Origin of the sequence: Peribacillus sp. NPDC097225 (assembly GCF_044761955.1) — a bacterium.
In the GTDB taxonomy this organism is placed as follows: Bacteria; Bacillota; Bacilli; order Bacillales; family DSM-1321; genus Peribacillus.
Map to the genome: position 1 here is coordinate 152145 of NZ_JBIWDJ010000002.1, position 13172 is coordinate 165316.

The following is a 13172-nucleotide window of genomic DNA, read 5'->3' on the forward strand; positions in this document are numbered from 1 at the left end:
AAAGTCAGATTTCAAGGACTTTTGCGGCAGCTGTTTTCTTTTTCGCATATTCAATGGTAAACGCGATGAATGGAGGGATAAAGCTGATAAGAGTAATGCCGAGCAATGAGAGGAATAAATGACTACCTACCCATGTAAGGTTGCCGAGTAGGTAACCCGCACATACCCAAGTGATCGTCCAGACCATCGCTCCGACCATATTATGTCCGATAAATCGTTTGAACGAATAGCGTGTGAACCCACTAATGAAAGGTAAGGTTGTGCTAAGTAAAGGAACGAATCGGGAGAACATAATCGCGTATTTTCCATAACTGGTTAAAAATCGATGGGTCTTTTCAATAGATTTATTTGGGATGTACTTAAATACTGAGTATTTCTTTTCTTTCTTCGTGGATTTCCCAATCAGGTTCCCGATAAAATAATTCTGGGCGTCCCCCGCAACAGTTGCAAGGAAGAAAAGGAACAAAAGTGTAGGGAAACTCAAGTGTCCAATCGCAGCAATGGTACCGCTGGCAAACAAAGTCGCATCTCCAGGCAGGAAAGTCAGAACAATATAAGCCGTCTTCGCGAAAATGATGATGAATAAAATGACATAAATTTGTTTACCGAAAACAGTGATATATTGAGTCAGATCCGTATCGATCGATTGAGTAAAATGTAAAAGATTATGCAAATTAATGCACCCTCCTTTATGAGAATAAAAAATTCTAGAATGTAGTTTGATAAAAATAATTCCAAAGACGGATAAAAAGATAAAGGAAAAAGCCAGATTTACACCCTTAGTAATATTACATATTATATTATGCCAAGTAAATGGTTTATAACTGGGAATATGGGGGGGATTGAGTCTTATAATGTATTGGGGAGTGAAAAATTAGTGAATTGTTTTTATGGAATGTAGATATTAACTTTAATAAAATTCTCCACCAGACTATTAATTAGAAAAGGGTAGCAAATACCCATGGATTTGAGTCAATATTTTGGACACACAAAAGTAAAATCTTAAGCTGTATTTCTAATTTGATTTTCAATCGCTTGTGGGTTTTGGTACCCCAAAATATAGGCATTATCATACGGGCACCCTTTTTGGCTAAAGGATTGCTTAATATGATGATTTTGGATATGTTGAGTAAACTCACCACATATTGTGGGCCATGATCTGTATGAAGAACTAAGCCCTCCGTGGACTTTTGTGAAGTGTGTGCGTGATTGAAAGCTTGAATAACCAGTTCAGTCGTCTTAGAACGCGAAAAGGGATAGCCTACTATTTTCTTAGAATGAAGATCCAATACAGAAGCTAAATAACACCATCCGTCGTTTAACGTATGAATATACGTAATATCGGCTGCCCATTTCTCATTAATAGTCTGGGTGGTAAAATCTCGTTTGAGCAAATTCTCTAATTGTATAACCTTCTCTTTAGGTGGATAAGGACGGTATTTTTTCTTAGTGATAGAACGGATTCCCATCTTACTCATTAGGCGCTGAACACGCTTTAGACTTAGACTAAATCCTTTGGTTAATAAGATTTCATGGATTTTGGGAGCACCATAGCGACCTTTGCTTTCTAAGTGAATGAGATGAATTTCTTTCGTTAGCTCTTCGTTTTCTGTTCGCGATTTGATACGACTAGTTGAAGAGACTGATAATGACTGCTTCTTGGGATTTCTAATACTTCACACATTCTCTTTACGAAATATTGTTTTTGTGTTCCACGATAAATTCGGTGAGATCTGTCTCAGTTACTTTTTGGCGAATATGGCCATAGCCTTTTTAGGATTTCAACTTCTTGCTTTAACCGAAGGTTTTCCTTCTGTATCGCAGCCAATTCCTTCGGAGTCATGGACTCTTCCCCTATACCAATAGGGGTAAATTCTTTAACCCACTTATAAATTGTTACGTCAGATACGCCATATTCGCCACTTAATTCTCTTACTGAGTTACCCGAATGATATAGATTTACAATAATCTTCTTAAACTCATTATTATATTTCTTGCCTGTATGCTTACGTTCCAATCCGAACATATCCTCTCAAAAATCATTGTAAGGATTTAACTAAAATGTGTCCATGAAACTATACTGACTCCAGTGTCGTAGTACTAGAATGGAAGAAATTTTTATTCAGCTTTATTAAAAAAGTAAGCAAGTTTAACGTCTCCAAGGCATTCAAGGTTAAGGGTAGAAGGCTTAGGTGGTTTTTTAGTTTAGCGGTAAACTGTGATATAGAGGCGGTTTAAATTATACTCAGTTTAATTTCCTATGAAAAATTTATCGCTTGATCATTTATTTGAATTATGTGTGATAATGATAAAATCAAATCTGGTTTATGAGATATAACTTTACATAACTCGCATTCAATATAATCTGTTATACGAAACTACTAAAAAATAGTAGAATTAATTTAGATATCCAGTTATTGACACAACGTGTAGAATGGTGGTATTTTAATAACACACAAGTTCTTTATAAAGAACAATTGGGTTTCTAGATAAGAAAGGAAAACTCTTTTATCTCTTAGGGATTATTTAACACCTTATTTAATTTTTATAAATTAAATCGAACTTAAAAAGCTTTAATACCAAAGTTCAGTTTTAATATGGATGTTCGCTATTAAGAATATCGACTTGAAATCAATATTAAAATTTGGTGATGTCTCCTTACCAATATTAATGGAGGCACTCGACCATACTGTGGGTTGAAATAAACCTTAGACGCGAGTCGTCGAGAGTGTGGTGAGAGGCGGGGTTAAATGCCCTATTTACTATTTTAACACTTTATTTAGTTCGTGATTTGGGGGTGTTTAGCATAACGATTCTTGTAACTGGAGGGGCTGGCTTTATTGGAAGCCACATAAGTGTTGAATTATTAAATGCCGGATATAATCTGATGATTGTTGATAATTTTTCAAATAGTAATCCAGAGGTACTAAGACGAATTCAAAAAATTACAGGAAAATCTTTTGAAATTCACCAGATCGATTTGTTAAATGAAAAAGATTTAGAACGAGTATTCATAGAAAATAGGATAGAGGCAGTTATTCACTTAGCTGGTCTTAAAGCAGTTGGGGAATCTGTTGTTGAGCCACTCAAGTATTATAGAACAAATATAAATAGTACGATTAACTTATGTAAACTAATGAAAAAGTATCATGTTAGGAAATTAGTATTCAGTTCTTCAGCAACTGTTTATGGTATGCCGGATAAAGTTCCTATTGCAGAAGACTTTCCTCTAAAGGCAATGAACCCATATGGTAGGACAAAGCTAATGATTGAAGAAATACTTCAAGATATATATATATCCGATAAACAATGGAGTATTTCTATTTTGAGATATTTCAATCCAATTGGCGCTCATGAAAGCGGACTAATAGGTGATAATCCAAATGGAATTCCAAATAACTTAATGCCTTTTATAACTAAAGTAGCAATAGGTGAACTAAAAGAACTGAAAGTGTTTGGTCAACATTACCCTACAATTGATGGTACAGGAGTTAGGGATTATATTCATGTTATTGATTTAGCTAAAGGACATGTGGCCGCTCTTGACAAAGTACTGAAAACGAACAGTATAAACACTTATAATCTAGGAACAGGCCAAGGCTATAGTGTATTAGAAATTATAACAGCCTTCGAGTCGATAACTGGTATAAAGATTCCATTTCAACTAAGCGAACCTAGATTAGGTGATATAGCAATTTGCTATGCTGATTCATCAAAAGCCAAGATGGAATTGGGCTGGGAAGCAGAGAAGGGAATCATAGAGATGTGTAGAGATGCTTGGCGATGGCAGAGAAAAAATCCTAACGGTTATCAAGATAATAAGTTGATATCAAATTCTCGTATACGTGATTCGGGACTAATGAATATGGAAAGTACGGAAGAAGTCGAGAAGAATGTAGTAGATGAAAAGACTTACACCTAAAAATATAAAATCATAACAATATAGGAAAACGTTCAAAATTTATCGTAATTAAATATCAAAAAAAGTAGCAAATTTGCATTATAGTTTAAATGACATATGGAAAATCTGGTAGAAGTTGAAATGATGTTAAAACTTATTAAAGAACCTTTAATAATATACTACAAAGTAGTTAAAGAGGTAATCGAATGATTGGAAAAAATATAGCTGAAATTAGGAAAAAAAGAGGGTATACCCTCTCAGAACTTGCTAAAAAGTCTAAAATCTCCAAGTCATATCTAAGTAATATTGAACGTAATATTAACAAAAATCCTTCCCTGGAAGTAATGAAAAAGATTGCGACAGTTTTAAAGGTAGATCTCATATCATTATTGAAAAATGGATTGGAAGGGGAGAAAAGTCTGCTTATCGAAAAAGAATGGATTGGTTTCTTTAATGAACTAAAGGAATTAGGGGTGGAAAAGAATCAACTCCACGAATATAAAACTTTAATTGAGTTTATTAAATGGAAAAATGAAAGTTCTAAACGTAAATGAACAATCTACATTAAATGTTGATATTAATAAATAAATTACATTAATTTAACTTGAGCTCGAGTGGGTGACTTTTTTGAACGTATTATTTATAACTTTATTAAATATGGAGAATGTTGACGAAAGAGGAATCTATACGGACCTTGTCAGAGAACTTGCGAGTAGAGGTATAAATATGCATGTGGTCTTTCCGAGGGAAAGGAGAACAAAATTACCTACAGAGCTTACTTCGATTAGAAATATTAAGCTTTTGAAAGTAAGAACTGGAAATATTACTAAAACGAGCTTTATTGAGAAGGGTTTATCAACCCTTACAATAGACAAGCAATACCTCAAGGCAGTGAAAAAGTATCTTAAAGATGTGCGATTTGACTTAGTCATTTATTCAACTCCACCAATTACTTTTGTAAAAGTTGTTAATTACCTAAAAAAGAAACATGAAAGTAAAACATATTTATTACTTAAAGATATTTTTCCACAAAATGCAGTAGATATTGATTTAATTAAAAATAGAGGTTTTATATGGAGATATTTTAGAAAAAAAGAAAAAAATTATATCAATTATCAGATAAGATTGGCTGCATGTCAAAAGGAAATGTAAACTACATTTTACAACATAATTCTTTTATTGACAAAAGAAATGTCGAGGTTTTTCCTAATTCAATTGAGCCTGTTGAAATAAGAGTAAATGTGAATAAAGAAATCTATAAAAAATATCACATACCAGAAGAATCAACTTTATTTGTTTATGGAGGAAACTTAGGTAAACCGCAGGGGATTAATTTCTTATTAAAAGTAATAGAAAATTTTCACAAAGTCGATAGTGGACACCTTTTAATCGTAGGATCCGGTACGGAATATGAAAAAATAGAAAAACACATACATAATGCGAAACCGAAAAATGTAAGTTTACACAAAAACTTACCTAAAAATGAATATGATAAATTACTTGAAAATGCTGATGTTGGATTAATTTTTTTAGATAAAAGATTTACAATACCTAATTTTCCCTCTAGATTAACTTCATATTTAGAATACTCACTCCCAATACTTGCCGCAACAGATAAAAATACAGATTTAAAAGATATATTAAGTGAAGCCGAAAGTGGACTTTGGTCAGAAAGCGAGGACTTAGAGTCTTTTATTGATAATGCAAAACTACTCTCAACTAATAAAGAACTTAGAACTCAATTGGGTCTGAATGGCAGAAAATACTTAGAAGCACATTATAATATAAGAGAAACAGTCAATATAATTATCAAGCATTTGTAAATGGAGATGATTTGTATGTTTAAGGATAAAACTTTATTAATTACTGGAGGAACAGGTTCCTTTGGAAACGCGGTAATGAAAAGATTCCTAAATACAGATGTAAAAGAAATCCGAATTTTTTCTCGTGATGAAAAAAAGCAAGATGATATGCGAAAATTATATAAAAGTGAGAAACTCAAATTTTATTTAGGAGACGTTAGAGATCTTTCAAGTATAAAGAATGCTATGTTTAACGTAGACTACGTGTTTCATGCAGCAGCATTTAAACAAGTACCTTCTTGTGAGTTTTTTCCGCTTGAAGCAGTAAAAACGAATATAATCGGTACTGATCACGTCCTAACTGCTGCCATAGATTATGGAATAAAAAAGGTAATTTGTCTGTCAACTGATAAGGCTGCTTATCCTATTAATGCAATGGGCATTTCAAAAGCAATGATGGAAAAGGTATTTATTGCAAAGGCCAACACAGTTTCTTCAGATAGTATTCTCATCTGTGGAACAAGATATGGAAACGTAATGGCTTCCCGTGGTTCAGTTATCCCTTTATTTATCGAACAAATAAAAAGTGGAAAACCAATAACAATAACAAACCCTAACATGACTAGATTCCTCATGACTCTAGAAGAAGCTGTGGAATTGGTAGTATTTGCTTTTCAACATGCTGAAGCAGGTGACATATTAGTTCAAAAAGCTCCGGCATGTCAAATAGGAGATTTAGCTAAAGCTCTGTTAGAACTATTTAACGAAAGTAACGAAATTAAAATAATCGGAACTAGGCACGGAGAAAAGCTTTATGAAACTCTTCTTACAAGAGAAGAACTTTTAGTAGCAGAAGATTTAGGAGGTTTTTTCAGAGTACCATCCGATAAAAGAGATTTGAACTATGATAAGTATTTTGCTAAAGGAGACAAAAAGTTATCAATAGAAGAAGAATATAACTCCCAAAATACTCAAATTTTAAATATAGAGCAAATTAAAGAGAAATTACTTGAATTAGAGTTTGTTCGTAATGAATTAAAAGAGGTTAAGGAGAGCAAGGAGAGTATAAAGGTACTTTAATAGCTAAATGAATATACCTTATTAACTTTTCAATAACTTAATAGATACATTAACAATTAATATATATAAATAAGACTCTGCGGGAGGAACTTATTTAATTAATAGAAAGGTCTGAGTCATTATGAAAATACTTATTACAGGGGCAGCTGGTTTCTTGGGAAAAACCTAGTTGCAGATTTGGAAAATAAGGAGAATAACGAAATATTTGAATTCAGAAGAGAAACAGATGCTTCGTTATTAGACAAATATACAAAAGAATGTGAATTTGTATTTCATTTAGCAGGAGTAAATAGACCCAATGATGAAAACGAATACATGAAAGGGAACTTTGAATTCACATCAAATTTAATAGAATCTTTAAAAAGAAATCAGAATAAATCTCCCATATTAATTACATCCTCCTCACAGGCTGATCAAGATAATCCATATGGTAGAAGTAAGAAAGCTTCCGAACAGTTAGTATTCTCTTATAGCAAAGAAGTGGGAGTTAGAACTTTAGTCTACAGACTACCAAATCTTTTTGGAAAATGGTGCAGACCGAATTATAACAGTGTTGTTGCAACCTTTTGCCATAATATTTCAAGAGGAATGGATATACAGGTTAATAACCCCAAAACTGAACTTACATTATGTTATATAGATGACGTATTAGCAGAATTTTCTCGAGCGTTAAATGGTAATGAAACAATGGAAAAAGAATACTGTAGAGTGCCAGTAACATACAAAATCTGTCTAGGTGAACTAATAGACAAACTTTATTCTTTTAATAATAACCGGAAATCGTTAGTAATGCCTTCTTTAGAGGGTGAATTTGATAGATTATTATATAGTACCTTCTTATCTTATTTAGATGAAGATAATTTTTCTTATAAACTAAAAAAAAATGTAGACAGTCGTGGTTGGCTTGCAGAGTTTATTAAGTCTCAAAGTATGGGCCAAATTTTCATTTCAAAAACCAAACCTGGTGTTATAAGAGGAAATCATTGGCATCATACGAAAGTAGAAAAGTTTCTGGTTATTCAAGGAGAAGCTACTATTAAATTTAGGAATATTTATTCGGAAAAGGTACTTGAATACAATGTGGATGGAGAAACTCCTGAGGTAGTAGATATTCCTGCAGGTTATTCGCACTCTATAGAAAATACTGGAATTAAGGATGTCATTACTTTATTTTAGGCTTGTGAAATTTTTAATCCAGAAAAGCCTGATACTTATTTTGTGGAGGTTTAAGTAAAATGGAAAAGATGAAAGTTATGACAATAGTAGGGACAAGACCAGAAATTATTAGATTGTCTGAAGTAATAAAATCATTAGATAGATATTTTAATCATGTTTTAGTACACACCGGGCAAAATTGGGATTATTCACTTAATAATATTTTTTTCGAGGAATTAAGTCTAAGAAAACCAAATCATTATTTAAATGTCGTAGGTGAAGACTTGGGTGAAACAATGGGGAATATTATTACTTCTTCCTATAAAATCTTAATACAGGAAGAACCTGATGCTCTTTTGATTTTAGGAGATACAAACAGTTGCTTAAGTGCAATATCAGCGAAACGCTTAAAAATACCAATTTTTCATATGGAAGCAGGAAATCGTTGTTTTGATCAAAACGTCCCTGAAGAAATTAATAGAATGATTATCGATCATGTAGCAGATATTAACCTTCCTTACACAGAGCATAGTAGACGTTATCTATTGACAGAAGGTATTCGTAAAGATCATATCTTTGTGACTGGTTCACCAATGACAGAAGTATTAAGTGTGAATATGGAAGGTATTCGTAATAGTAAAGTAATCGAAGAACTAAATCTTGAAAGAGGAAAATATATACTTATTTCTGCACATCGTGAAGAAAATATAGATAATGAAAATAATTTCTTTTCTCTAATGAAAGCAATTAATAATATTGCAGAAAAATATCAAGTTCCAGTAATTTATTCGACTCATCCACGTAGTTTCAAAAAGATTGAAGAAAGAGGAATTACCTTTCATCCCCTTATAAAGAAATTAAAACCTTTTGGTTTTCTTGACTATAACCAACTACAAATGAATGCTTTCACAGTCCTTTCTGACAGCGGTACATTATCAGAAGAATCTGCTATTCTAGGTTTCCCAGGCGTATTGATTAGAACATCAACTGAACGTCCAGAAGTACTTGATAAAGGAACGGTAGTAATTGGTGGTATTACAGAAAAAGATATTGAGCAGGCTGTAGAATTGAGTAGAGCAATGTGGGAGAAAGGCGAGAAAACATATCTTGCTAATGATTATCAGGATGTAAATGTATCTGTAAAAGTTACAAAGATTATTCAAAACTATACAAAAATTATCAATAATGTAATTTGGGGAAAAGTATAAATGAATAATTCCACATGTAATTTTGATATTTTATTTTTAGGCGGAGTATTTAATGAAAAAAAAATCATTAAGGAGAGCAAGAGCAACGTACAGTTTGCTGCGAACGCCCTTCAGTGGAATATTATAGAAGGACTAGATTTAATAAATTCACACCCTATAAATTTATTAAATGCTGTATTTATAGGATCTTATCCAAGTTTTTATAAGAAAGCGATTATTAAAAGGAACGATTGGTCACATGTAGAAGGTGCAAATGATATAGATGTTAATTTTTTGAATATTCCAATTTTAAAGAAATTTTCTCGTGGTTGGAGCCTATCTAGAGAAATTAAAAACTGGGTAAATATTAAAGATGAACGAAAAAAAGTAATTATTGCATATTCTATGGATTATTCTATACTTAGAGCCTTAAAGACAGCCAAGGCAAGCCAATCAGCAATAACAACTTGTTTAGTTGTACCTGATTTACCTCAGTTCATGAATCTTACTTCCACAGAAAAAGCAAGCTATAAATTTTTAAAAAAGTTGGAAATAAAGATGATTAATAGTTTGCAACATTATGTTGATTCCTATGTGTTATTAACCAAGCAGATGGCTGATACTCTGAAGTTACAGAATAAACCTTATGTGGTTGTTGAAGGAATGGTAAATATTAAAGAACAAGTTAAACCTCACATTTTAAAAGAAAGTGGAAAGAAAAGTGATTTAAAAACTATTTTATATACCGGTAGTTTAAATGAAAAATACGGTATTTTAGATCTTCTTATGGCGTTTGAGCTAATCGATAAGGAAAATTATAGATTACAAATTTGTGGAACAGGTGAAACCGAAAAAGAAATTAAAGAAATGGCTAAACGCGATAGCAGAATTGAATTTTATGGACGTGTGAGTAGAGAAGAGGCTATGAAACTTCAAAAAAAGGCAACAGTACTAATAAACCCAAGAAATAGTAAAGGTGAATACACTAAATATTCCTTTCCCTCAAAGTTAATGGAGTATTTGGTCTCGGGAGTACCTACTATAGCTTATAAATTACCGGGTATGCCAGAAGAATATAATGATTATATTTATTTTATTAATGGGAATTCCTTAAATAGCATAACAAATACTTTAATAAGGGTATGTGAAAAGAGTCCAAATGAATTGATGGAATTTGGAGATAAAGCAAGGAATTATGTTTTATCCGAAAAAAATAATATGAAACAAGTGGAAAAAATAATAAGTTTATTTTGAATTTCATTATTTTATTTGGCCTTAAAACATCTTTGGTTAGCTGTTTGGTTTATATATTCTGACTACAAATTGAAAGTAAAGTAAATAATTAAAACTATTAACTGTTAAATATAAATAATAAATAAAATGACTTTCTGAATTGTATATTGGTTCAGCATTATTTAGTGAGGTAAAATATGCGTTCTAATAAAAAACAAATAAGGTATGTTGGTGTTAGTTCAGATACTAGTCTTAAAACTAACAGTTTTCTGTCCAATATTAATAAATGGATCATTCTTTTTATGTGTACTTGGTACTCATGGCCTTACTTCAACTATAAATTGGGAGTAATACCATTCTTATTAATCCTTATAATTTGGTTTTTTACTACAGATTACCGGTGGGTTTTTCAAAGAATACCCCTTGATTTAGTAATGGTAATTATTTGGGCAATAACATTTTTACCATATATTTTAACAGGTGGTTTTTTGTACGGCATAGTAGATGGAAAATATGTAATGATTACTTTTATATTATTTATCGGTGGAATATTTATAAATCATTATTATATGTACTACAATAATAATGATTTAGTCCTGGGGAAAGTAGCTTTTTTTTCAATACTGTTTTATGTCATTGCTTCTACCCAAACATATTTAGGTTTAAAAGACTATCCTCTTGCTGCACGGGGACTTGCTACAGGAAGCGACCCATTACAGCAAACCTACTTATCTTTAGGTATAGGGGGGTTTGGTTTTGTTTATAGTGCTGTTTTTATAAACATTCTAATTTTATACTTTGTTATAAAAAAAGTTCAAGATGTTAATAAATTTTACAAAATTCTTTGCCTTTTTATTTATATTATTATAACTACTATGCTAATTTCCGCTTCATACGCTACCGCCATACTAGTACTATTAACAGGAACTCTTTTGATTGTAATGATTAAAGGGAAAAAAAGTTTTATTTTTTGTATGATATTGGTTTTTTTATTCTTGTTCTTAATCAATCCTATAGAAATGATTGGCTATTTTTTAATAGAGAGCGCAAAGCTATTCAAAACAAATGAGGTAATTAGTTCTAAATTTTTAGATCTTGCGCAAGGCTTTGTTAGTGAATCAGTCGGTTCTCAAACCTCTGGGAGGGGGCAACTTTATTTAGCATCTTTAGAGACTTTTTTGAGAAATCCAATATTCGGAATATACGGACCATTTGGTCATGATTTTAAATCTGAAGTTGGAGGACACTCCGGGTGGCTTGATCTTATGGCATATTACGGTTTATTCGGGTCGCTTCCACTGTTTATAGCGATCTTTTTGAATTTTCGAAAACAGTTAAGGTTTTATGCTAGTCATCCATACTTTCACGTTTTATTAACTGCACAACTTTTATTTGTAATTTTTGGATTTATAAATCCTATTATTTATATTTACCAAATAGGATTTGTTTTATTTGTTGTTGGACCCTCAATTCCATACTTACCATATGCGTTTTCGAAGAAATCATGAGAAAGGAAATATCAATCAAATGAAAATATTATGGGTGACTAATGTCCCATTGCCAGAAGCCAGTTTACTTATGAGTGAAAAACCTATAGCTTTCGGCGGATGGCTTGTTAATGCAGCCGCTAATTTAGCAAAGGAAAAGAATATTAAACTGGAAATATCATTTCCAAAAAAAGGGACAAAAAAAGTTAATATTTTAAAAGCCAAGGACATAATATACTATACTTTCCCATCTATTGGTTACAGTAATAAAGAAAAGAAAAAAAACAATAATTTACTATATATTATTGAAAAATCAAAACCTGATCTGGTGCATATCTTTGGAACAGAATGTGCTCATACTCTTGCTATGGTAAATATGTGTAAAAAGAAAAATATAAATGTTGTAATATCCATTCAAGGTCTACTGTCATATATTGCTGAGCATTATATGAATGGCATACCAGATAAAATTCAAAAAAAATATACATTTAGAGATTTTATCAAGCGAGATAACTTAAAATTACAAAAAAATAAATTTGTAATGCGGGGGAAATATGAAATAGAAGCTATACAAAAAACAAACCATGTTATTGGTAGGACTACTTGGGATAATGCTTGTACATCTATAATTAATCCAGAAATTCAATATCATCACTGCAATGAAACATTAAGGGATGAGTTTTATAAATATTCTTGGGATAATACTTATTGTGAAAAGTATTCGATATTTGTAAGTCAAGGTTCATATCCCATAAAGGGGTTACATTTTTTACTTGAAGCAATGCCAATAATATTAAAGAGGTATCCATTAGCTAAAATATATATTGGTGGTCATGATATTACTAATTATGAAAACTTAAATAATAAACTGAAAATTTCGTCATACGGAAAGTATATAAAGAGCTTAATTAAAAAGTATAAGTTACAAGAAAAAGTCCAATTTACTGGAGTGTTAAATGAAAAAGAAATGTGTAAGCAGTACTTAAAGTCAAATGTATTTGTGTGTCCTTCTACTATAGAAAATAGTCCTAATTCACTTGGGGAAGCTATGATTCTTGGAGTACCCTCTGTTGCTGCAAATGTGGGTGGCATTTCTGATTTATTAAAACATAAAGAAGAAGGGTTTATTTATCAATCAGACGCCTCATATATGCTTGCTCATTATATATGTGAGATATTCGGAAATGAAAAGATCGCAATAAACTTTTCTCAGAAATCCAAAATTAAGGCATCTCAATTACATGACGCAGAAGTTAACAATAAGAAACTTCTTGAAATTTACTTAACAATCAGTAAGAAAAAAATATTTAATATCTCATCATAAGGA

The 13172-nt window shown here is 31.6% G+C and carries 10 protein-coding genes and 2 pseudogenes; 10 read left to right on the forward strand and 2 right to left on the reverse strand.

Translation table 11 applies throughout. The features are described 5' to 3' along the window. Positions 1–4: 4 nt before the first annotated feature. Complete coding sequence (locus ACIQXH_RS06650) at positions 5–673, reverse strand: VTT domain-containing protein (RefSeq protein ID WP_402873077.1); 669 nt, start codon at positions 671–673, stop codon at positions 5–7. Positions 674–1056: 383 nt separating this feature from the next. Continuing rightward, positions 1057–2026 (reverse strand): annotated as a pseudogene (locus ACIQXH_RS06655) (IS3 family transposase); the annotation flags it as partial. A 780-nt stretch (positions 2027–2806) separates the two neighbouring features. Between ACIQXH_RS06655 and galE the strand changes: the two are divergent. The 10 genes and pseudogenes from galE to ACIQXH_RS06705 all read left to right on the forward strand — a co-directional run bounded on the left by galE (position 2807) and on the right by ACIQXH_RS06705 (position 13169). Next, complete coding sequence (gene galE / locus ACIQXH_RS06660) at positions 2807–3922, forward strand: UDP-glucose 4-epimerase GalE (RefSeq protein ID WP_403123246.1); 1116 nt, start codon at positions 2807–2809, stop codon at positions 3920–3922. 185 nt (positions 3923–4107) lie between these two features. Continuing rightward, on the forward strand, positions 4108–4455 hold the full coding sequence (locus ACIQXH_RS06665; RefSeq protein ID WP_402873074.1) for a helix-turn-helix domain-containing protein: 348 nt from the start codon (positions 4108–4110) through the stop codon (positions 4453–4455). Between the two features lie 73 nt (positions 4456–4528). Next, a complete protein-coding gene (locus ACIQXH_RS06670) occupies positions 4529–5053 on the forward strand; it encodes a glycosyltransferase family protein (RefSeq protein ID WP_403122809.1) in 525 nt (174 codons plus the stop codon). Next, on the forward strand, positions 5035–5724 hold the full coding sequence (locus tag ACIQXH_RS06675) for a glycosyltransferase family 4 protein (RefSeq protein ID WP_403122812.1): 690 nt from the start codon (positions 5035–5037) through the stop codon (positions 5722–5724). Before ACIQXH_RS06670 ends, ACIQXH_RS06675 begins: the two co-directional genes overlap by 19 nt. Before the next feature lie 15 nt (positions 5725–5739). Beyond that, positions 5740–6783, forward strand: coding sequence for a polysaccharide biosynthesis protein (locus tag ACIQXH_RS06680; protein ID WP_403122814.1), 1044 nt, complete (start codon positions 5740–5742; stop codon positions 6781–6783). Positions 6784–6904: 121 nt separating this feature from the next. Then, a pseudogene (locus ACIQXH_RS06685) lies at positions 6905–7959 on the forward strand (polysaccharide biosynthesis C-terminal domain-containing protein). A 59-nt stretch (positions 7960–8018) separates the two neighbouring features. Then, positions 8019–9146 (forward strand): non-hydrolyzing UDP-N-acetylglucosamine 2-epimerase, encoded by a 1128-nt coding sequence (wecB, locus tag ACIQXH_RS06690; protein ID WP_402873063.1) that lies wholly within the window; start codon positions 8019–8021, stop codon positions 9144–9146. Continuing rightward, entirely contained in the window at positions 9147–10379 is a 1233-nt protein-coding gene (locus ACIQXH_RS06695) for a glycosyltransferase (RefSeq protein WP_402873061.1), read from the forward strand. It begins immediately after the preceding gene. Between the two features lie 176 nt (positions 10380–10555). Continuing rightward, positions 10556–11866, forward strand: coding sequence for a hypothetical protein (locus ACIQXH_RS06700; protein ID WP_402873058.1), 1311 nt, complete (start codon positions 10556–10558; stop codon positions 11864–11866). A gap of 19 nt (positions 11867–11885) precedes the next feature. Further along, complete coding sequence (locus ACIQXH_RS06705; protein ID WP_402873055.1) at positions 11886–13169, forward strand: glycosyltransferase family 4 protein; 1284 nt, start codon at positions 11886–11888, stop codon at positions 13167–13169. Positions 13170–13172: the final 3 nt, after the last annotated feature.

Coding starts and splice junctions, on each gene's coding strand:
- ACIQXH_RS06705 (WP_402873055.1), top strand. CDS start 11,886: ATGAAAATATTATGGGTGACTAATGTCCCATTGCCAGAAGCCAGTTTA.
- ACIQXH_RS06695 (WP_402873061.1), top strand. CDS start 9,147: ATGAATAATTCCACATGTAATTTTGATATTTTATTTTTAGGCGGAGTA.
- ACIQXH_RS06700 (WP_402873058.1), top strand. CDS start 10,556: ATGCGTTCTAATAAAAAACAAATAAGGTATGTTGGTGTTAGTTCAGAT.
- wecB (WP_402873063.1), top strand. CDS start 8,019: ATGGAAAAGATGAAAGTTATGACAATAGTAGGGACAAGACCAGAAATT.
- ACIQXH_RS06675 (WP_403122812.1), top strand. CDS start 5,035: ATGTCAAAAGGAAATGTAAACTACATTTTACAACATAATTCTTTTATT.
- ACIQXH_RS06680 (WP_403122814.1), top strand. CDS start 5,740: ATGTTTAAGGATAAAACTTTATTAATTACTGGAGGAACAGGTTCCTTT.
- ACIQXH_RS06665 (WP_402873074.1), top strand. CDS start 4,108: ATGATTGGAAAAAATATAGCTGAAATTAGGAAAAAAAGAGGGTATACC.